Below are 20,561 nucleotides of genomic sequence, written 5' to 3'. Positions count from 1 at the left end.
GGACCGCTGACCATCGAGACGGGCGGCTTCCACCGCGGCCGCCTCCTGCCTGTACGAGGTTCAGCTGATGAGGTGCACCCGCTGGGTGGTCAGCTCGTAGCGGGCGCCGACGATGGTCAGCGCGCCCGAGTCCACCTTGGCGGCGAGATCGGGCTCCGCCGCGAGCCGCGACCGGACGAGCCGTATGTTGGCGTCGATCGTCGCGTCGATGCGCGCGTCACCCTCCTTGCTGCGGTCGATGGCCGGGCTGATCTGGTCGGCCAGGTACTGGATGTGGGCGGGCAGTTCCTCGCCCGACTCGTCGGCCTGGACCGTGGCCTTCACGGCCCCGCACGACTGGTGGCCGAGCACGACGAGCAGCGGGATCCCCAGTTCGAGCGCGCCGTACGCGAGGCTGCCGAGTACGGCCTCGTCGAGGACCTGGCCCGCGCTGCGTACGGTCATCAGGTCACCGAGGCCCTGGTCGAAGACCAGCTCCGGAGGCACCCGCGAGTCGATGCAGCCGAGCACGAGGGCGAAGGGATGCTGACTGGTCGTCAGCGACTGCCGGACGGCGGGCGTCTCGTCGGGATGCTGCTCGCGGAAGGTGCGCCAGCGGTGATTGCCCGCCGCCAGCTCCTGCAGGGCCTCCTCGGCAGTGGTGGGCCGCTTGCGCTGAGCGGCGGGGGCGGGCGCGGCGGCCGCCGGGGAGGCGCCGACGGCGAGGCCGGCGCCGAGGGCCGCGGTCCCCGTGAACGCGGCGCGGAGGAGGGAGCGCCGTGCGCGGCGCGTCGCGCCGGAGAACGGGGCGACGGATGCCGTCCGCTCTGGGCGGACGGCTATGTGAGGTACTGGGTCAGAGTTCACGAACAGGAACGTACGTCCGAGTCGACGCCCGTTTGTTCACGTTGCTGAATCATGGAGATCGTTGGCGAATCATGGTCACGTGTTGAACCGTTCTTGGCGGCTTCGAGGGAAATCCTTGGCCAGAACCTTCTACATGGCCGGCGGCGCCACCCCCGCCGCCCCCGCCTCGTACAGCGCGTGCGCGGCCCGCAGGACCAGGTCGTCCTGGTGGCGCGCTGCCACCAGCTGCAGCCCCACCGGCAGCCCGGCTGCGTCCAGGCCCACCGGTACGGACGCCGCGGGCTGCTGCGTCAGGTTGAACGGGTACGTGAACGGCGTCCAGCCGGTCCAGCGCCGGTGGCCCGACCGGGGCGGCACCTCCACACCCGCCTCGAACGCGGTCAGCGGCAGGGTCGGGGTGACCAGCAGGTCGTACGTCTCGTGGAAGCGGCCCATCCGGCGGCCCAGGTCCATCCGCACGTCCACGGCGGCCAGATAGTCGAGGGCGCTGTACCGGGCGCCGTACCCGCAGATCTCCCGCAGGCCCGGGTCCAGCAACTCCCGCTGCGCGGCGGGCAGTTTCTGTGCCACCCGCGCCGCCCCGCTGAACCACAGCGTGTGGAACGCCTCCAGCGGTTCGGTGAAGTCGGGGTCCGTCTCCTCCACGTACGCGCCCAGTTCCGCCAGCCGCTCCACCGCCCGGCGTACCGCGGCCGCCACGCCCGGCTGGACCGCGACCTGGCCGCCCAGCGACGGGGAGTACGCGATGCGCAGGCCGTGCACGCCGCCGTCCAGGGCGTCCCGGAAGCTGCCGGAACCCGGCCCCAGTTGTGACCAGTCGCGCGAGTCGGGGCCGCTGATCACATCCATCGTCAGCGCCGCGTCCGCCGCGTCCCGGGTCATGGGTCCGACGTGCGCGAGCGTCCCGAAGGCGCTCGCCGGATATAGCGGCACCCGCCCGTACGTCGGCTTCAGCGCGAAGATGCCGCAGAACGCGGCGGGGATACGGACGCTGCCGCCCCCGTCCGTGCCCAGCGACAGCGGCCCCGCGCCGAGCGCCACGGCCACTGCGCTGCCGCCGCTGGAGCCGCCCGCGGTGCGCGAGGTGTCGTACGGATTGCGGGTCACGCCGGAGAGGGGGGAGTCCGTGACGCCCTTCCAGCCGAACTCCGGGGTGGTCGTCTTGCCCAGGAAGACCGCGCCGTGCTCGCGCAGTCGCGCCACCGACGGCGCGTCCTCGTCCCAGGCGCCCTCGGGGCGGACGGTCCGCGAGCCTCGCAGCGTGGGGCCGCCGCGCAGCAGCAGGATGTCCTTCACGGAGACCGGTACGCCGTCCACGAGACCGGCCGGTTCGCCGCGACCCCAGCGCCGCGCGGACTCCTCGGCCCGCGCGAGCGCGTCGTCCGCGTCCACGCGTACGAAGGCGTTGACCGCCGGCTCCGTCTCCTCGATGCGTCGCAGGGCCGCGCGGGTGGCGTCGACGGGGCTGAACTCTCCCTTGCGGTAGCCGTCGATGAGCTGGGCCGCGGTCAGGTCGGTGAGCTCGGTCATTCGCTCTCCCCAGGGTCGTTGGCGACGGGTAGCGATGGACAGTGCGTGATCAGCGCGATCAGCACCTGGCGACGGGCTGTGGCTGATCAACGCCCCGGTACATACCCACGTTTCTTGTCGACCACGTTCAGCAGCGGCCTCCCCGCCTCCCACCGCTCGTACAACTCGACGAACTGAGCTCCGAGCTCGTCCCGCCAGCCGACCGTGTCGCCGCTCATGTGCGGCGAGACGATCAGGCCTGGGGCCTCCCACAGCGGGCTGTCCGGCGGCAGCGGCTCGTGCTCGAACACGTCGAGGGCGGCGCCCGCGATCCACCGCTTCGACAGCGCCTGTGCCAGGTCCTCCTCGACGACGAGTGCCCCGCGGCCCACGTTGATGAACCGCGCGGACGGCTGCATTACGCCGAACCGCCGCTCGTCGAACATGCCGCGCGTCTCGTCCGTGAGCGGCGCCGCGCACACCACCCAGTCGGCGCGTGCCATCAGCCGGTCCAGGTCCTCCGGGCCGTGGATACCGGTCCTCGGTGCCCGGCCCACCAGGGCCGTGATCACGCCCAGCGCCTTCAGCGTCCGCTCGATCGCCCGCCCGATCGGTCCTGAACCGACCACGCACGCGCGCGTGCCCGCCACCCGCTGTGTCTCACGGTGGCGCCAGGTGCGTTCCCGCTGCAGGTCCCACGTCTGCGGCAGATCCTTGGCCATGGCCAGCACGAGAGCGGCCACGTACTCGGCGATCGGCTGGTCGAAGATGCCGCGCGCGTTCGTCACGACGGTGTCGGACGCGACGAGCTCCGGGCAGAGCACATGGTCCACGCCCGCGCTCGCGGTGTGCACCCAGCGCGGCCGCGGACCGTCGCCGGGCCAGACGCGGCGTACCGCGTCCGATGTGAAGTTCCACACCAACAGCACGTCCGCGTCGGGAAGTTGCGCGGCCAGCGAGGCCTCGTCGGCGTGGACGACACGGGCCCGTCCGGTCAGCCGTCCCAGCCGCGGCGGCGGCTTGGCGTCCAGGACAAGAAGGGTTACTTCGGACATCGGAGGGAAACCGTTTCGCAATGCGGGTCCGCTTCTCTGGAGGGATGCCGTGGCGGTCATCCGCAGGGCCGGGCCGGGGTCGTCTGAGATGTGCGGATTGACCACGCTGGCAGCCGAACCTACCGTCGTCAACACAGGCCCGGTGTCCGGCCCTGCATCTCAGTTCCGATCCTCAGTCCCGACGTCCCGGCATGCGCCGGCTCCCTCCCTCCGGCCGACGGCCGGCCCTTCCTCAGCACAACTGCTCACCTTCAGTGAACAGGGGCCTGGTTATGGACGTCTCTTTCCTCGGCGGACCGCACGCGCAACGCGGTGTCGGCGTCGTCGCCCCCTTCGACTTCGCGCTCGACCGCGAGCTGTGGCGCTGGGTCCCGGACGACGTCTCGCTGCATCTCACCCGCACGCCGTACGTGCCCGTCGAGGTCAGTCTCGACCTGGCGCGGCTGGTCAGCGAGCACGAGACGCTCGGCGAGGCGGTCCGGGCGCTGAGCGCCGCCGAGCCGGAGGTCCTCGCATACGCGTGCACATCGGGCAGCTTCGTGGGCGGCATCGCGGGCGAGCGCGCCATGTGCGAGGCGATGACGCGCGCCACGGCCGACGATGCGCTCCCCGCGCTGACCACCTCGGGTGCGCTGCTTGAGGCGCTGGACGAGCTTCAGGCCCGGCGGATCGCCCTGGTCACCCCGTACACGGTGTCGGTGACCAGGGCCCTGGAGGAGTATCTGGCCGAGGCGGGCGTGCACGTGACCGGCCGGTCCTGCCTGGGCCTGACCCGGCACATCTGGAAGGTGCCCTACCGCGACGTGGTCGCCATGGCGAGGCATGCTGTACGGGGAGCGGCGGACGCCCTCTTCATCAGCTGCACCAATCTGCCCACGTACGACGTGATCCCCCAGCTGGAGGCGGAGCTCCGGATACCGGTGATCTCGGCCAACCAGGTGACGATGTGGTCAGCGCTGCGCCGTCTGGGTACGCGTGCCGTGGGGCCGTACCAGGCGCTGATCGATCCCGGCGCGAGGCCGGGTGCGGCGCAGCTCGACCCCCCTGCCCTGCCCGACGGACCTCCCCCCTTGCCCTGACGCCAGGGGGCTTCCCAGCGAAGGAGGCTGGACGTGACCGCACTCGGATTCCTGTACCCGGGCCACTCCGCCGAGGACGACTACCCGCGCATCGAGCAGCTGCTGGGCAGCGACATCCGGCTCGCGGTGATCCACACGGACATCGGCGAGGACGCCCACCGCGTCGACGCGCTGCTTGAGATGGGGTCGCCGGAGCGGCTCGCGGCCGGGGTCGAGGAGCTGCGGCTGGCCGGCGCCGAGGCGGTGGTGTGGGCGTGCACCAGCGGCAGCTTCGTGCACGGCTGGGAGGGCGCCCAGGAACAGGTGCGGTCGCTGGCACTGGCGGCGGGCCTGCCCGCGTCCAGCACGTCGTTCGCGTTCGCCCATGCCATACGGGAGGTGGGTGCGGGACGTGTCGCGGTCGCGGCGACGTACCCGGACGACGTGGCCGCGCTGTTCGCCGCGTTCCTGAAGGACGCCGGCACGGAGGTCGTCTCGGTGCGGGGGAGCGGGATCATGACGGCGGCCGAGGTCGGCACGTGGGGCCGCGACGAGGTCCGCGAGCTGGCCCGGACCGGCGACCACCCGGACGCGGAGGCCGTCCTGCTCCCCGACACGGCCCTGCACACGGCGGCCCACATCCGCGACCTGGAACAGGAGCTCGGCAAGCCCCTCCTCACCGCCAACCAGGTCACGGTCTGGGAGGCCCTGCGCCTGGTCTCGCGCCGCGTGAACGCGCCGGAGCTCGGCGCACTGTTCACGAAGGAACCGATCGTGCAGGTGAAGGGGTAGGGCCGGGGGGAATAACCGGAGTCCCCCTCCTGTTAGCCGGTACGCGCCCCACGCGACGTACACAACAGGAGGCACCCACCGTGGCAGCGGACCACCCCGACACGGCACGCGACGAGATCCGCGGAAAGGCCCAGGGCACCGCCCCCGTGCCTCTGTCCGTACTGGACCTGGTGACCGTCGGTGCGGGTCGCACCGCCACCGACGCCCTCCGCACCAGCGTCGAGCTGTCCCGCCTCGCGGAGACCCGCGGATACCACCGCTACTGGGTGGCCGAGCACCACTCCATGCCCGGCGTCGCCTCGTCGTCGCCCGCCGTGATCCTCGCCCATCTGGCGGCCCACACGGACCGTATCCGCCTCGGCTCGGGCGGCGTCATGCTCCCGAACCACGCGCCGCTCGTCATCGCCGAGCAGTTCGGCACCCTGGAGGCGATGGCCCCGGGCCGTATCGACCTGGGCCTCGGCCGCGCGCCGGGCACGGACGGCGCGACGGCCGCCGCCCTGCGCCGCACGGACAGGCTCCCCGACGGCGCCGACGACTTCCCCCAGCAGCTCGCCGAGCTGACCCGCTTCCTGGACGACGACTTCCCGGAGGGCCACAGGTACGCCCGTATCCATGCCGTCCCCGGGCCGGTCCAGGCCACGTCACCGGGCGGCGTGCAGTCCCCGCACCGGCCCCCGGTCTGGCTGCTCGGCTCCTCCGGCTTCAGCGCCCGGCTGGCCGGAGCCCTCGGCCTGCCGTTCGCCTTCGCGCACCACTTCTCGGCGCAGAACACGCTGCCGGCGCTCGACCTGTACCGCGACTCGTTCCAGCCCTCGGAGGTGCTGGACGCCCCGTACGCCCTGATCGGCGTCTCGGCGCTCGCCGCGGACGACGAGAAGGAGGCCCGCCGCCAGGTGCTGGCCGCGGCCCTCAACATGGTCCGGTTGCGCACCGGCCGCCCCGGCCTGGTCCCGACGCCCGAGGAGGCCGAGTCGTACGCCTTCAACTCCCTGGAACGCGACTTCATCGACAGCTGGAACGCGAACGTCATCCACGGCACCGCCGACGAGGTCCGCACCGGCCTCGACGACCTCCAGAAGCGCACCGGCGCCGACGAACTGATGATCACGGCGAACGCCCACGGCGGGGATGTGCGGGTCCGTTCGTACGAGCTGATCGCGAACGCGTACGGGATGCCGCGGGCCTGAACGCATGTACGGGGCACCCCATACCGGGTGCCCCGTCCCCGTAGCCAGGGCACCCTGCCATGAAGGCGCACCCGCCGTCGTGGGCTGTGCCCACCCGTTCCGCCCTGCGGAACGATTGCCCACAGCACGTCGTCGTCAGGCCCCGCCGCTCGTCAGCAGCGCCGAGATGCGCTCCGGCGCCACGGGCCGGGAGTACAGCCACCCCTGCCCCGTATCGCACCCGATCCGCCGCAGCCGCTTCGCCTGACCGGAGGTCTCCACGCACTCCGCGGTGACCGTCAGCCCCAGCCGGTGCGCGAGCTGCACCATCGCCTCGACGATGACCTCGTCGGCGGGGTTGGGATGGGCCCCGTCCTCGTACCGGAACCCCCGTACGAACGACCCGTCCAGCTTGAGCACCGACACCGGCAGCCGGCTGAGATACGCGAGGTTCGAGTAGCCGGTGCCGAAGTCGTCGATGGCGATCCGCACGCCCATGTCGCTCAGGGCCTGGAGGGCTTGCAGCGGACGCCCGGCGGAGCCCATCACGGCGGACTCGGTGAGCTCCAGCTGCAGCAGGCGCGGGGCGAGCCCTGTGTCCGCGAGGATGTCCGCGACGTCGGCGACCAGGTCGGAGTCCCAGACCTGGCGCACCGCCACGTTGACGCTGACGAAGACCGGAGGCACGCCCGGGTGGTCGAGCTGCCACTGCCGGGCCTGGCGGCAGGCGGTGCGCAGCACCCAGCGGCCGAGCTGGACGATCGAGCCGTCCTCCTCGGCCAGTCCGATGAACCGATTCGGCGTCAACGTCCCGAACTGCGGGTGGTGCCAGCGCACCAGTGCCTCGACCCCGTGCAGCTCCCCGTCCTCCATGCCCACCAAGGGCTGGTACTCCAGGGCGAACTCACCGCGGTCGACGGCGGGCCGCAGCGTGGACGACAGCGCCTGGCGGGTCATGCGGTGGGCGTTGCGCTCGGGGTCGAAGAGCGTCCAGCGCGCCTTGCCGTCCGCCTTGGCCCAGTACAGCGTCGTGTCCGCGGCCTGCATCAGCCCCGTCGCGGTGGTGTCGGCGGCCCGCTGCTCGACGATGCCGATGGACGCCGACACGGACAGCCGCTGCCCCGACAGGTCGAACGGCTCCTGCACGGCCTTCAGCACGGACTCGGCCAGATCCGCGAGCTGCTCCGTGCCCTTCGAGTCCTCCACCAGCAGCGCGAACTCGTCGCCGCCGAGCCGTGCGACGAGGGGTGTGGCGGCCCGGGCGTAACCGGCCTGGTCCGCGCAGCGCGTGAGCCGTTCCGCGACGGCGGCCAGGAGCCGGTCGCCGACCCGGTGGCCGAGCGTGTCGTTGACCGCCTTGAACCCGTCGAGGTCGAGATAGCACAGCCCGATCCGCCCGGCTCCGTCCTCGTACGGCCCCGCCTCCAGGGCCGCCGCCAGGCGCTCGAAGAACAGGGTGCGGTTGGGCAGCCGGGTCACCGGGTCGTGCATCTGCAGATGGCGCAGCCGCGCCTGGAGTTCTCGGCGGACGCTGATGTCCCGGACCGAGAGCAGCACCGCGCCCTCCCCGCCGGCGTCCGGCAGCGGCGCGACGGTGATCTGGACCCAGAGCGAGTGACCGTCGGGGTGTTTGAGGCGACGGGTGCAGCGCAGCCCGGCCTGCCGGCCGCGCAGGACATCGCGGTACGTATGCCAGGTGCGGGTGTCGGACGCCAGGTCCACCAGGTCCGCGGCGGCCTGCCCGGCCAGGGCCTCGGGGGGCCCGCCGAAGAGGGCGGCGAGCGCGTCATTGGCGTAGCGGACGAGTCCCTCGTGGTCGACGACGGCCATGGCGAGCGGGGCGGCGGCGAAGGCGACCCGTACGGCATCGAGGCCGGCTTGCGCCGCTCCATCGGGGCCTGCCCGTACGGCAGCAAGGTCCGCCTGCTGGGCATCGGGGTCGGCTTGTGCGGATCCGTCAGGGCCTGCGCGTACGGCATCGGGGTCCGCCCCGACGGCATCGGGATCCGCCTGCTGGGCGTCGGGGTCCGCCCGCAGGGCATCGCGGTTCGCCCGTACGGCACCGGTGTCCGCCCGTACGGCATCGGGATCCGCCCGCGGGGCATCGGTGTCCGCCCGCAGGGCATCGCGGCGGCCGACCGGGAATGCGCCACGCTCCGTGACCGCCGGCCGGACGAGATCCGCCGCGGGCGCCGGGTCTTCGGACGTTCCGCTCACCGTTCGCTCCCGCAGTGCAGTCGTTCTCGGTCAGGGCCACGGGGCGCTCCCCAAGCCGTTCCTGCGATGGGTGAAGGCGGTCACCGACCAGGGGAGGACCGCCCAAGCCCCGGTCCGAGCAGGAAATCGTGCCGATCATAGAGGCAGGCCTCCGGGCCGTTCCAGCCACGATCCGGCGATACGCCGTACCCCTGCACGACGCCAGATCGTTTTTGCCCAGGCCCGGCCGCGGTTCCTTCGTTGGGCGACCACCTGTGACATTGCGTGAACACCCGGGGTGTCGTAGGGCTCACCCGAGTGGTGCAGATAAACAGGGCGAACATCAACAAACCAACACAGTCTGGGTGGCGTCTCCCGAATTCCCCACCCGGAGGTCGACGTGCCGCGTCAGCTTCCCCTCAGGGGGCTACAGCGCCTCCCCGGGGCTCTGGCATCGGCTGCCGCCGCGGGCAAATCGGCTGCCGTCGCGGGCCCCAGGGCCCTCAGGCGCGGGGGCCACCGGACTCGGCTGCGCAGCACCACGGCCGCCTTCACCTCGCTGACCGCCCTCGCCGCGACCTCACTGGTGGCGGGCCCGGTATCCGCCGAACCGCTGGGCGGGCCCTGTGCCCTGGAGCGCACGGCGGCACACCACTCGGAGGGCGTCGACACCTGGAACGCGGCCTATCCGCGCCCGACCGGCACCCTCGACGCGGTGATGGTCTTCCTCTCCTTCCCGGACTCCAGGCCCCGCGTCTCCCCGGCCGCCCTGGCCGCCGACTACTTCCCGGCCACCAGCCGCTTCTTCAAGCACGCCTCGTACGGCAAGTTCACGCTGCGCCCGCACCCGCAGCCCGCCTGGATCGAGATGCCGCACACCTCCACCTCGTACGCCATAAAGCGCGACTGGAACGCGTCACGGCGCAGCGCCTATCTGCGCGACGCGGTGAACGCCGCCAATGCCCAGGTCGACTTCAGCAAGTACGACATCGTGTATCTCATCGCGGACCCGGATGCGCCGGGCGTCGACTCGGACGCGACGAAGGTGGTCAACTTCGAGCGCCCGATCAGGGCCGACGGCGCGGACATCAGGCGCGTGGTCACGGTCTTCGAGCGGCATCCGCCGGACCGCAACGTGCTGGCCCACGAGACGGGCCACGTCTTCGACCTGCCGGATCTCTACCACCGCCCAACCGACGGCAAGGGTGACTGGGACACCTATGTCGGGGACTGGGACGTCATGGGCAGCCAGTTCGGGCTCGCCCCTGATCTCTTCGGCTGGCACAAGTGGAAGCTCGGCTGGCTTCAGCCGAGGCAGATCGCATGCGTGGAGGGGCTCGGCAGCACGCGGCTGACGCTGGAACCGCTCGCGGAAGGCCCCGAACCCGGCGGCGCGCTGGCCGGCCAGCCCTTCGGCTCCGGGGGCGGCACCAAGCTTGCGGTGGTCCGCACCGGCCGCACCAGCGCACTCGCCTTCGAGGCCCGCGGGCCCGCGGGCAACGACGAGGCGAGCTGCACGGACGGCATCCTCGTCTACGGCGTCCGCAGCGAGACGGCGTCCGGCGGCGGCCCGATCGAGGTGGTGGACGCCCACCCGCACTCGGAGTCGTGCTGGGGCGACTCGGTCTATCCGGAGCTGGCGGACGCGCCGGTGCGGGTGGGGGAGACGTTCACGGTGCCGGGCGCGAAGGTGCGGGTGGAGGCGGAGGACCGGACGCCGTCGGGGGCGTGGACGGTGAAGATCACGACGGGGTGAGGCTGGGACTCACGGCCACCCCGACCCAGGGGGTGTGGGTGGCGAAGCCCCCACTACGCGCGGCGAAGCCGCGCAGAAACAACGATGGCGAGGAGGTTCGCGCTTTCCGCGAACACGCCTCGCCATCGCCATCGTGCGCCGCCAGGGACTCGAACCCCGGACCCGCTGATTAAGAGTCAGCTGCTCTAACCAACTGAGCTAGCGGCGCCTGCTGACGTCGTAGACCTTAGCACCCTGGTCGGCGGGAGGAAAAATCGATAAGCGCAGGGCTGTCCCGGACGCCCGTCCGTCCCCCGCCGCCGCCCTCGGCCGGGCCTTTCCGGGCCGTTCGGTGGCGTCGCGGGCCGCCCGCACGACGGCCCAGAGGACGACCTCCGGCCCGGGCAGCCAGGGGTGCCGGGTGTCGGGCGCCACGAGCCAGCGGCAGTCGGGCCGGGCCGGGGCGGACTGCCCGGGCACGAGCGGCGGCACGGTCACCGCGTCACCGCGGCCGTGGCACAGCAGCGGCGGGACGCCCCGGCACCGGCCGGCCCACTCCTCCCAGGCCAGCAGCGAGGGCAGCCGCTGGGCCGTCCCCGGGGCGGCGAACAGCAGCATGCGTCCGCGATACGCGGCGACGGGCCCCGATCCAGGGCCCTCGTCCCACAGCCGGTCCAGCATGCGGCGCCCGAAGATCGCGGGGACGTTCACGACGTCGAATGCGGTACCGCAGGGCACCACGATCGGAGAGCCGGGGCGCTCCCGCCATAACGCGAGGGCGCTCTGCGGATCGCTGTGTGCTGAGGCGAGCCAGGACGCCCCCTCGAAGGTGACGTCCGAGGCATCGAACTGCTCGTGGACGGACAGGGCCAGAGGAAGGTGGTTGCTGCTCATGGCATATGTGTGTACCCGCGGTGAGTGGGACGTTTCGCTGAGTTGCGGGAAAGCGGGCCGGGGGCGGGAGGGAAGGAGTACCCTGCCCCAGGGCATATGCCGGAAGATCGTGCTGGGACCTCTTGACCCCCGAACATGCGGACGGGCTCAGGCCTCTCCGTCGGCCCCACGCAGCAGATCGCGCCCGTACTCGACCATCTTCTTCGCGTAGTCCTCGGTCCACTCGGCGCGGGCAGCGATGTCGGCGGGCGTCAGGCGGTCGAAGCGGCGCGGGTCCGCGAGCTGTGCGGCGGCTATCGCCTGGTACTCGACGGCCCGGTCCGTTGCGGCCCGGAAGGCGAGTGTCAGCTCGGTGGCCCGGGACAGCAGCTGCCGCGGATCCTCGATCGACTCCAGGTCGAAGAAGTGCTCCGGGTCGGCGGCCGCCTCCGCAGGCTCGAAGAGCAGCGGTGCGGGGCGCAGCCGCGGCTCGGTACGGGGCCGCTCGGGCTCCGCCATGGTTCTCCTCCTCGTATCCATGGCCCTTGGGGGCCACGTTCCATTGTCCCGTGCCGCGCAAGTAGGCCCCCGGCCCAGGGCGCCGGGTTCCCTCTCTTGGGGTTGCCCCCTCACGGCAGGTGGCGTCCCAGCCGACGACGGCCCGCAGACGCGTAGGGCGGACCGTCCCCGGAGGTGGCGGGCGGCGCCCCGCCTACGGTCGCCAGGTCACCCGGTGTTCGGCCAGGTGCCCCAGCACCGCATGGTTCGCCTCCCAACCGTCCGGGAACTTCACCGTCACGCCCAGCTGCACCGGCTCCGTGGACGGATGGTCGTCGAGCAGTTCGGCGACCCCCGCCCGGCACACCACGATGCACGCGTGCCGATGACGGGAGGCCAGCACGCACAGCCGCCCCGTCTCCAGGTGGAACGCCGTCGCGTCCGGCCGCCCCGACAGCGGATGCAGCACGACGGTCACGTCGAACTCCCGCCCCTGCAGCCGGTTCGCCGTGTCCACCGTGACGTCCGCGACGCCCAGTTCCGCGAGCGCGGAGCGCACGGCCGCCGCCTGGTCGCGGTGCGCCGTGCCGACCGCGATGCGGTCGGCCGTCAGCGGCACCGGATCGGGCGACCGCTCGGACACGGCCGCACCCCCGCGGTCCAGCAGCCGCCGCACGACCTGCGCCACGGCGCGTACCGCCTCGGGATCCGTCCGCGGCGTATGCCGGGCCGGAAGCTCCAGCAGCCCCCACCCCGCCTCGGCGGCCTCGTCGATGACCCGGTCAGGACCCGAACCGTCCGACGCCACGGCGAAAGCGAGCCGCCGGTCCCCGTGCCCGGTACCGCTGCGGAAGCGCGTGTACGGATAGAAGGCGTCCGACACCAGCGGCGCCGCCGACGCGGGCAGCCGCCACGACACCGGCAGCCGGTGCTGCGGCAGCTCAGGGTTGTGCGCGAGCAGCGTCGTCACGGCGGATGCCGAGGGGTCGTACGACAGGCCCGCCCACTGCTCCGCCCCCACGATCGCGAACGGATCCAACTGCCCCGGATCACCCACGAACAGGGCCCGCTCGAAGAGGCCGGCCACGGCGAGCAGCGCGTCCGACCGCATCTGGTACGCCTCGTCGACGATGGCGTACCGCCAGGGCTCGACCCCCTTGACGTGCGCCCACTTGGCCGCGGTCGAGATGACGACGTCAAGCCCCGCGAGATCGGCGGCCTTGGCGGACTTGCGCACGTTCGGCAGGCCGTCGAGGGCCTTGTCGTACGGATCCGCGTCGTTGCTGTGCAGGCGCCCCACGGGGAGGTCGGGGTCCTTCTCGGCGAGCCGCAGCACCAGGTCGTCGACCTGGGCGTTGGTCTGGGCGACGACCATCAACCGGCGTCCGGCGGCCGCCAGTTCACGCGCCGCCCGCACCACGAGGGTGGACTTCCCGGCACCCGGCGGAGAGTCCACGACGACGCCGCGGTGCGCACCGTGCAGTGTGTCCCGCAGGATCGCGTCGGTGGCCCGGGCGGCCGCGGCCGCAGGATCGGATCTCTCCGGGCTCGGCGAGTCCGGGCTTGGCGAGTCCGGGCTTGGCGAGTCGAGGCTGGTCCGCGCCTCGAGGGGGCGGGCGTCGGCGGTCACAGGACGTCCTCCTCGGTCACCGGATCCGGAGATTCCACGATGGCGGCGCCGTCACCCGGCGGGCCGCCGTGCGTCCACGGCGTCTCCTCCGGATCCGGCAGGGACGGGCCCCCACGCTGGTCGTGCTCGAACAGCGTGAAGCACAGCCGGTCGCCCTTCTCCGGCACCGAACCGGGCTCGGGCTCCTTGCCCCGCCCCATCTTGTCGAGTGTGCGCAGCACGATCGCCACCCCATCGCCGCCGGCTCCGTCGCCGTTGACGCCCTCGTCGTACCCGACGAACTCCGCGGTCTGCGGCTTGCCGTCCAGCGAGCGGTACACCTTGGTGCGCTCGCCGAGGTGCGGGCGGTCGTCGGTCCGGACGGTGACGAGCGGTCGCGGACTCGGCCGCTTGCTCTCGCTGTACGCCATGACGACGTCCGTCACCTCGCCCGCGAAGGCCTCCCCGGCGAGCCGTCGCCCTGCCATCACCAGCGGGTCGTCGAGCGCCTCCTGGGCCTCAAGCCGGGTCTGTTCGCGTTCGCGCGCGGCGAGCTTGTTCGCGGCCGTGACGGCGTCGTCGCGCCGCGGCTGAGGCGGCTCACCGGCGGCGACCCGGTCCCGGTGGCCGGTGAACGACCAGCGGTCGCGGGTCCAGCGGTCGGCGACATGCGCGGCCTCGGGCAGCGCCCGCAGGAGATCGACACCGCGCCACACGGCGTCCCACGTGGGTCGTGTCCGGCTCTCGACCAGGGCACGGATCTGCCGCTCGGCGGCGGTGAGTTCACCGAGCCGGACGTCCGCCTCGATGCCGTCCTCGGCGGCGGCCAGGGCGGTACGCGCGCGGTCGTAGCGCTCCATCGCCGGGGCCAGCAGCCGGTTGTCGAACGCCGGGTCGGTGGCCGGGCCCGCGGGCGGGCACACCAGCTGGCCCTGGGCGTCCCGCGCCAGCTCGGCCCGCAGCGCGGCCTCCGCGCCGGACTCGCCGTCGGGCGGGTCGATCCAGGCGAGCAGCGCGCCGAGGTGCTGGTCCTCCAGGCTGCTCTGCCCGGTCGCCCAGTGCCGGGACAGCAGCTCGGTCATGGCGGGCAGCAGCGACGAGCCCGGTACGCGGGCGCGCTCCGCGAAGTGCGTCAGCCAGCGGCCGAGCAGTGGTACGCGGGCCGGGGCGGGGTACGGCGCCTCGGGATCCTGCTCGGCGGTGCGCCGGAAACGCATGGAGCGCCCGAGCAGCCGTACGAACTCGATGCCCGCCCGGCTCGGCACGATCAGCTGCGGTGCGTCCGAGCACAGGTCGACCTCGACCTTGACGCGCTTGCCGGTCTCCGGGTCGGTCTCGGTGCGCTCGGCGGCCTCGACACCGGCCGCGTACTCGTCGATGTAGGGCAGGACGATGTCGGCGAGCTCGGCGAGGAACGCGAACCGCAGGTCGCGGTCGCGCGGCTGCGGGACGACGAGCAGGCGGGGCGCGTCGCGCTCCGTGCCGACGAGCGCACCCAGCGGTGCGCCGGCCTCGCCTGCGGTGGTGAGCGGCACGAAGACGAGCGGACGCTCGGACACATGCCGGTGCCGGACGGTGGCCGCGGGCTGGGCGCGTCCGGTGCTCATGGCTTCGAGCCGGGCGAGCGTGGAGATCAGCGACACGGGGCCTCCTCACCGCGGTGCGGCGCCGGCCGGGCGCCTTGGGCAGGGTGGTGGGCACCCCCCAGAGCCTCCGCCCGCAGTGCGGCCGCCCTGCGCAGGGCCGTCACCGTCGGGTCCGCAGGGTCGCCTGTCGTGCCGCGGGCCGCCGCGAGCACGGCGTCGGCCGTGGTCAGGGCGCCCAGTTCGCCGCGCACCGACCGGCCCAGGGCCGTCACGGCGCGCTCCGCGCGGGCCCGGTCGCGGCAGTGGAAGGCCAGCTCGCAGGCGGACAGGCACTCCGGTGCGTACGCCGCGGGGACGCAGTCGACCGCGGCTCGCAGCTCGTCGGCCGGCCGCTCCACGTCGAAGCTCGTGCCTTCGGGCAGGGCCTCCGCGATGTCCTCGATGCGGGTGAGCCGGGTCAGCTGGCGGCGGGTCACCGACAGTTGCTTGCGGACGTCCACCGCGGAAGCGGTGGGCAGGTTCGAGAAGTCCTTGGGGCAGACCAGCAGGACCTGGTGGCGCACGGGCGGCGCGGGGTCCATGCGGGCGGCGACCTGCTCCAGCGCCAGCACGTACACGGCGGACTGGCGCGCGGCCGCTCCGACCTTCGCCGCGTCCGCCGAGCCGTCGATCACGGGGAACGACTTGATCTCGACGACCGTCCAGCCGCCGTCGGGGTGGACCACCACCGCGTCCGGCTCCAGGAAGGCCGGGGAACCCGCGACGTCCAGCGCGAGCATGGGGTGGTCGAGCAGGCTCCACGCGCCCGCGCCGGTCGCCTCGCGCAGCGCCAGTGACGTACGCGCCGCGCGTCCCTCGGGGCCCGCCGCCGACAGATCCGGAGTGTGCGTGGCGCCCGGCTCGGGAGGCTCGGCGGAGCGGTCCAGCCGCTCGTGCACCAGGCGCAGCAGCACGGCGCCGCCGTCGGCCTTGACACGCGCCTCGAAGGCGTTGCCCCGGATGAACGCGAACTGCGACTGCCCGAAGGAGGAGGGCGAGCCCAGGGCGCCGGCCAGCGCCGCCTTGTCCACGCCCGCGCCGTCCAGCAGCGCGCGCCTCCTGCAGCCGGGGTTGGCCGCGAGCGCGGCCAGGGCGCGCGCGTCGAGCGGCTGCGGCGGCCGGGCGGGGCCGCGCAGCTCAGCGAGCCGGTGCCGGAGCGCCGTCCCCCGCGTCGGCGGGGCTGGCACTCGGCCCGGCGCTGGCCTTGCGCTGGCCGGGTCTGCGCTGTCCGGGAATTCGCTCACCCGCCGAAGTCTGGCATCCGGTACTGACAATCGGGGAACCTGCGGCTCGGGAGGCCCCCGGGACAGCGGTCCCGAGCGGCTCGCGGCCCGCCCCCAGCCGGGCCCCCACGAGGTCGGCGAGCCGCATCACGGGCTGGGCGAGGAGGAATCCGGCACCCATCACGGCCGCTCCCGCGACGGCGTCGAGGAAGTAGTGGTTCGCGGTGCCCATCACCACGACGGTGGTGACCAGCGGATACGCCACCGCGGCCGCCTTGGTGAGCCGGCCGCCGCCGTACCGCCACAGCATGACGCCGCACCACAGCGCCCACCCCACGTGCAGGCTCGGCATCGCCGCGTACTGGTTCGTCATGCCGCCCAGGCCGCGCGGCGCACTCGCCTCGGCGCCCCACCAGCCGTACGAGCTGTAGTAGGCCATCGTGTCGACGAAGCCGTGGCCCGCCGACAGCAGCCGTGGCGGACAGGTCGGCAGCAGTGTGAAGCCGACGAGTCCGATGAGCGTGGAGGTCATCAGCCAGGTGCGGGCGGCGCGGTAGTGGACCGCACGGGAACGGAAGATCCACACCAGGATCGCGGGCGTGACCAGATAGTGCAGCGACGCGTACCAGAAATCCGCGGGTATGCCGAGCCAGGGCTCGGCCGTGAAAAGACGGTTCAGCGGGTGCTCGGCGTTGAGGTGCAGGGCCTTCTCGACACGGAGGATCGCGAGGCCGTGGTCGACGGCGGTCGACACGTCACCGCGGGCGAGCAGCCGGCCCGCCGAGTACGCGAGGTACACGAGCATGATCAGAGGGAGTTCGGTCCACCAGCGTGGCCGGCTCGCGCCAGGCGTCCTCGCACCTGGTGCGTCGGTCTGCGCCATCCGATGGTCTCCCTCCCCGGCCCCAGCGGCCCGCTGCAGCCCGCCCACTTTACGGTGTATGTGAACCGTGTACGCGAACGTTTTTCAGCCGGGACGCTTCCTGATCTTCAAGACGCAGAGATCGCGCGCGGGGTTGCTCGCCGGACGGTCTGGGGGCGCTCGCCGGACCGCAGGACGGCACGCGCGCGTGCCGTCGCGACGAGCGCCCGCGTGCCGCCGCACCGAGCGCGGAGAGGCAGGGACGGCGGGCCGTGCCGCTGTCCGATGCAGGCCCGCTGGTCCGGACCCGGGCGCGACGGTTCGTACCTGTGCGCGATGATGGAGGGGCGGGTGGGCCCTGTCGCTGAATCAGCTCGATCCACCCGCTCTGTCCTGTTCGCTCTCGGAAAGGCGCTCCATGGCACCGCGCATCCTGCTGGCCCGGCACGGACAGACCGAATGGTCACTGGCCGGAAAGCACACCGGCAGGACGGACATCCCGCTCCTGGAGGAGGGCCGGCGCGGCGCCAAGCTGCTCGGCGAACGTCTGCACCGCGCCCCGCTCGACGGGCTCCCGGACGCCGAGGTGCGCACCAGCCCACTGGCACGCGCGCGTGAGACCTGCGAACTGGCCGGCTTCGGTGACCGGGCAACCCCCTGGGACGCGCTTCTGGAGTGGGACTACGGCGCGTACGAGGGCATGACGCCCGCCGAGATACAGGCGATCAGGCCCGGCTGGCTGATATGGCGCGACGGGGTGCCCGAGGGCGAGACACTCGCGCAGATGACCGCCCGCGCGGACGAGGTCGTCGCATGGGCCAGGTCGGCCGACCGCGACGTGCTCGTCTTCGCGCACGGGCACATCCTGCGGTCCATCGGGGCGCGATGGCTCGGCCTCGACCTCGCCTTCGCGGCCCGCATCCGGCTCAATCCGACGTCGCTGTCCGTGCTGGGCTGGGCATACGGGGAACCGGCGATCGAGTCCTGGAACGACAGCGGGCATCTGGCCCTCGGCGCCTAGCGATCAGGACCCCGGACTCCCGGCCGGTGCCGGAAGCCCGGGACCCTGGGGGTCACGCCGAGTGCGCCAGCTCCCGGTGGCGTTCCAGGAACGTCGAGACGCCCGGAGCCTTGCGGTGCGGGGCCAGCACACGGGCCGTCGTGGCTAGCATCGACAGCACGCGCGACGACTGGACCTCGCTCAGCAGGTCCAGTACGCGCAGGCCCGCAGCTGACGCCTCGTCCGGGCGGCCGGCCCGCGCCAGGTCGTCGGCCAGTTCCGCCGTGTACAGCGCGGTGTTGCGGGTGAAGTGAGGGTCCTGCAGCGCGGTCGCGCGGCGTGCATGGCGGGCCGCGCGGGCCCAGTCGCCGAGGGCCGACCAGCACTGCGCTTCGAGACCCTCCAGTTCCGCCGCGCCGTAGAAGCTCATCCACTCCGGGTCGGCGTTCGAGGGGCCGCAGTCGAACAGGGCCTGGGCGCGGGCGAGCGACCGCTCGCAGCCGGTACGGTCGCCGAGCCCGGCCCAGCCTCCCGCCTCCCGCAGCGCGAGCAGCGACAGCAGCCGCGGCGACGCCAGATTGCGGGCCACGCGCTGCGCCGCCTGCGCGGCGCGCACCGCCTCGCGCGGCCGGCCCGCGTCCCGGGCGAGGAACGCCGTGTTGCAGAAGGCGTGCGCCTCCAGTGCCGCATCGCCGGACATCCGCGCGGTCGCCAGCGCCTCCGCGTAGTGCGAGCGCGCGTCCTCGAAGCGCCCGGAGTCGTGCGCCAGCCAGCCGACCGAGATGGCGAGTTCACCCGCCCCCGCCTGCAGCCGCTGTGCGGTCGCCTGCCGGGCGGTGCCCGCGTCGAGGAGGGCGTAGGCGGCGCGCAGCGGTGCCGCGGCGCGGCGGTAGAGCCCGTCGGCACCGTGCCGGTCGTCGAGCAGCCGGATCTTGCGTACGGCCTCCTCGACCGCGTTCGCCTCGGCGTGCCCGACCCTGCGGACGGGCCGGCCGGCCGCCGTGGCGGCGGCTACGCCGTCCCTGGCGAGCCCTAAGGGCGCGAAGGAGACGGCGGCCACCGTGGCCGTACCGCTAGTCATGAACGCGCGACGCTGCACGTCGCTCTCCTTGTGGTTCTCGGTCTTGTGGTGCGGGATTTCGCTGTGGGGGACTTGGGTGTGCGGGATTTCGCAGTGCGGGATGTCGGCCGTGGGGGGTGGCGGCGCGGCCTCCGACCGGGCCCGCGCCCGGCCGCGTACCTCGGAGCGAGGGGCGAACCCCAGGTCCGCGAGCGAGCGGCCGGGAAACATGTGCAGGAACACCCGCTCGTAGGCGTAGTTGGGGCAGCGGATCTCGCCTGCCTCGACCCGGCCGATGTACCGCGCGTCACAGCTGACCCGCTCGCCGATCTCGCGAGCGGCCCGCCGTACCGCGGCGGCGAACTCGCCCGGTGAGCGCTGTCCCCGCAACTCACGGAAGGCGAGATTCGGTTGGAGATCCCGTCGGCGGGACGGTGACGACGACGAGGTCGCCGGTGACGACTCCATGGCCGGGCCCTCTCATACGCATCGTGCCGGACTCCGGGGGGAGTTGTACTCCTGGGCCGTACGTCTGCCGCCCCTCTTGCCACCTCTGTTCCGGCGGGGCAAGAACGTACCCCTTGTGACGGCGCTGCCACGCACAGTTTGAGCACAAACCGGATAACTCATACGGGATCTGCCATGAACTGCCATCCTTTGCGGCGGTGTGCTGCCGTAGCCGTTGACGCCTCACGGACGTTGGACGATGCGGAGAGGGAGCTGCACGGTCCACGAGGGCCGCGTGGTACCGAACCGAGCGACTCGAGCGTGGAGGGGTTCCGTGTTGGAGGCCGGAATGGAGAACAACGCACACGCACCTTGTCCGTCGCTGTCGACCGCGCAGCACAGGCCGACGCCGGAGGGCAGCGCACCGGCGCGCGGAATGGAGATGGCGCCCGGGGGCCCCTCCCAGGGTCCGATGGCACGGGAAGACGACTCCTGCGACCTGGTCACCGTGCCGGCCCGCCAGGGTCTGGAGGCGGTCGACATCCTCCGGCGCGGTGCCTCGGAGGCCGTCGGTCCCGTGCTGCACGACGGGGGCTGCGACGTGCTCGGGTTCCTGGTGCCGCCCGGCACTGCGGACGCGTGGGACGTTCCCGGCAGCGCCTGTACCCAGACCTTCGGCCGAGGCATCGGCACCGCGCCTGTGCCGCCCATCGAGGGCACGCGCTGGCTGCTGCCGCCTGCCGCGGCCCAGTCGGCCGACCCGGTGCATCCGGCCGACGCGGAGGTCACGGCGCGGGTCACCGATCCGGTGGTGCTGCGGGAGGCGCTGGATGTGGCGGCGCGGATGATTGCGGCGGCGGACGACTGCCGGTAGCGCTCCGCTGGGCGGGGTGTTTCTCTGCGCCGCTCCGCGGCGGTTCTGTGCCGCTCCGCGGCACTGATTCCCTGCCGCTCCGCGGCTGTTTTCTTCGCCGCTCCGCGGCGGGGTCCCCCCCCCCCGCCCC

At 73.0% G+C, this 20,561-nt stretch carries 17 protein-coding genes and 1 tRNA gene; 6 read left to right on the top strand and 12 right to left on the bottom strand.

The genetic code is table 11. The features are described from left to right. Window positions 1-60: 60 nt before the first annotated feature. The 3 genes from STSP_RS34245 to STSP_RS34235 form a co-directional block, all read right to left on the bottom strand. Entirely contained in the window at window positions 61-846 is a 786-nt protein-coding gene (locus STSP_RS34245; protein WP_067284931.1) for a carbonic anhydrase, read from the bottom strand. Between the two features lie 129 nt (window positions 847-975). Beyond that, a complete protein-coding gene (locus tag STSP_RS34240; RefSeq protein WP_067284930.1) occupies window positions 976-2,376 on the bottom strand; it encodes an amidase in 1,401 nt (466 codons plus the stop codon). An 86-nt stretch (window positions 2,377-2,462) separates the two neighbouring features. After that, complete coding sequence (locus tag STSP_RS34235; RefSeq protein ID WP_067284929.1) at window positions 2,463-3,410, bottom strand: D-2-hydroxyacid dehydrogenase; 948 nt, start codon at window positions 3,408-3,410, stop codon at window positions 2,463-2,465. A gap of 272 nt (window positions 3,411-3,682) precedes the next feature. Here STSP_RS34235 and STSP_RS34230 point away from each other — a divergent pair, with 272 nt between their 5' ends. The 3 genes from STSP_RS34230 (at window position 3,683) to STSP_RS34220 (ending at window position 6,450) form a co-directional block, all read left to right on the top strand. Then, complete coding sequence (locus STSP_RS34230) at window positions 3,683-4,489, top strand: maleate cis-trans isomerase family protein (protein ID WP_067284928.1); 807 nt, start codon at window positions 3,683-3,685, stop codon at window positions 4,487-4,489. 33 nt (window positions 4,490-4,522) lie between these two features. Next, on the top strand, window positions 4,523-5,260 hold the full coding sequence (locus STSP_RS34225) for a maleate cis-trans isomerase family protein (RefSeq protein ID WP_067284927.1): 738 nt from the start codon (window positions 4,523-4,525) through the stop codon (window positions 5,258-5,260). Window positions 5,261-5,340: 80 nt separating this feature from the next. After that, on the top strand, window positions 5,341-6,450 hold the full coding sequence (locus STSP_RS34220; RefSeq protein WP_067284926.1) for an LLM class flavin-dependent oxidoreductase: 1,110 nt from the start codon (window positions 5,341-5,343) through the stop codon (window positions 6,448-6,450). 135 nt (window positions 6,451-6,585) lie between these two features. On the opposite strand, the gene STSP_RS34215 is transcribed toward STSP_RS34220, so the two are convergent. Then, complete coding sequence (locus STSP_RS34215; RefSeq protein WP_232789907.1) at window positions 6,586-8,646, bottom strand: putative bifunctional diguanylate cyclase/phosphodiesterase; 2,061 nt, start codon at window positions 8,644-8,646, stop codon at window positions 6,586-6,588. Between the two features lie 379 nt (window positions 8,647-9,025). On the opposite strand from STSP_RS34215, the gene STSP_RS34210 reads away from it, so the two are divergent. Next, on the top strand, window positions 9,026-10,381 hold the full coding sequence (locus STSP_RS34210) for a M6 family metalloprotease domain-containing protein (RefSeq protein WP_408646398.1): 1,356 nt from the start codon (window positions 9,026-9,028) through the stop codon (window positions 10,379-10,381). A gap of 134 nt (window positions 10,382-10,515) precedes the next feature. Here the strand turns inward: STSP_RS34210 and STSP_RS34205 are convergent. The 7 genes from STSP_RS34205 to STSP_RS34175 all read right to left on the bottom strand — a co-directional run bounded on the left by STSP_RS34205 (window position 10,516) and on the right by STSP_RS34175 (window position 17,071). Next, window positions 10,516-10,589 (bottom strand) — tRNA-Lys (locus tag STSP_RS34205). Then, on the bottom strand, window positions 10,580-11,254 hold the full coding sequence (locus STSP_RS34200; RefSeq protein WP_107441483.1) for a bifunctional DNA primase/polymerase: 675 nt from the start codon (window positions 11,252-11,254) through the stop codon (window positions 10,580-10,582). Before STSP_RS34200 ends, STSP_RS34205 begins: the two co-directional genes overlap by 10 nt. Window positions 11,255-11,401: 147 nt before the next feature. After that, entirely contained in the window at window positions 11,402-11,752 is a 351-nt protein-coding gene (locus tag STSP_RS34195) for a hypothetical protein (protein ID WP_067284925.1), read from the bottom strand. Window positions 11,753-11,945: 193 nt separating this feature from the next. After that, window positions 11,946-13,229: an AAA domain-containing protein gene (locus STSP_RS34190; protein ID WP_067284933.1), complete on the bottom strand. Its 1,284-nt coding sequence runs from the start codon at window positions 13,227-13,229 to the stop codon at window positions 11,946-11,948. A gap of 128 nt (window positions 13,230-13,357) precedes the next feature. Continuing rightward, window positions 13,358-14,983 carry a hypothetical protein gene (locus STSP_RS34185; RefSeq protein ID WP_067284924.1) on the bottom strand — a complete coding sequence of 542 codons (1,626 nt, stop codon included), beginning with the start codon at window positions 14,981-14,983 and terminating at the stop codon, window positions 13,358-13,360. Then, on the bottom strand, window positions 14,974-16,152 hold the full coding sequence (locus tag STSP_RS34180; protein ID WP_067284923.1) for a hypothetical protein: 1,179 nt from the start codon (window positions 16,150-16,152) through the stop codon (window positions 14,974-14,976). The genes STSP_RS34185 and STSP_RS34180 overlap by 10 nt, the downstream gene beginning before the upstream one ends. Then, window positions 16,103-17,071 carry a phosphatase PAP2 family protein gene (locus tag STSP_RS34175; RefSeq protein ID WP_067284922.1) on the bottom strand — a complete coding sequence of 323 codons (969 nt, stop codon included), beginning with the start codon at window positions 17,069-17,071 and terminating at the stop codon, window positions 16,103-16,105. The genes STSP_RS34180 and STSP_RS34175 overlap by 50 nt, the downstream gene beginning before the upstream one ends. Window positions 17,072-17,468: 397 nt before the next feature. On the opposite strand from STSP_RS34175, the gene STSP_RS34170 reads away from it, so the two are divergent. Beyond that, the gene (locus STSP_RS34170) at window positions 17,469-18,071 is read left to right on the top strand and encodes a histidine phosphatase family protein (protein ID WP_067284921.1); all 603 of its coding nucleotides are present in this window, start codon (window positions 17,469-17,471) and stop codon (window positions 18,069-18,071) included. 52 nt (window positions 18,072-18,123) lie between these two features. On the opposite strand, the gene STSP_RS34165 is transcribed toward STSP_RS34170, so the two are convergent. Continuing rightward, window positions 18,124-19,578: a hypothetical protein gene (locus tag STSP_RS34165; RefSeq protein ID WP_067284920.1), complete on the bottom strand. Its 1,455-nt coding sequence runs from the start codon at window positions 19,576-19,578 to the stop codon at window positions 18,124-18,126. Window positions 19,579-19,906: 328 nt separating this feature from the next. On the opposite strand from STSP_RS34165, the gene STSP_RS34160 reads away from it, so the two are divergent. After that, on the top strand, window positions 19,907-20,431 hold the full coding sequence (locus STSP_RS34160; protein WP_107441482.1) for a hypothetical protein: 525 nt from the start codon (window positions 19,907-19,909) through the stop codon (window positions 20,429-20,431). Window positions 20,432-20,561: the final 130 nt, after the last annotated feature.

The sequence above is a fragment of the Streptomyces jeddahensis genome (genome assembly GCF_001642995.1).
In the GTDB taxonomy this organism is placed as follows: domain Bacteria; phylum Actinomycetota; class Actinomycetes; order Streptomycetales; family Streptomycetaceae; genus Streptomyces; species Streptomyces jeddahensis.
The sequence above is the reverse complement of the archived record's forward strand: the minus strand, read 5'-3'. Positions and strand labels throughout refer to the sequence as shown.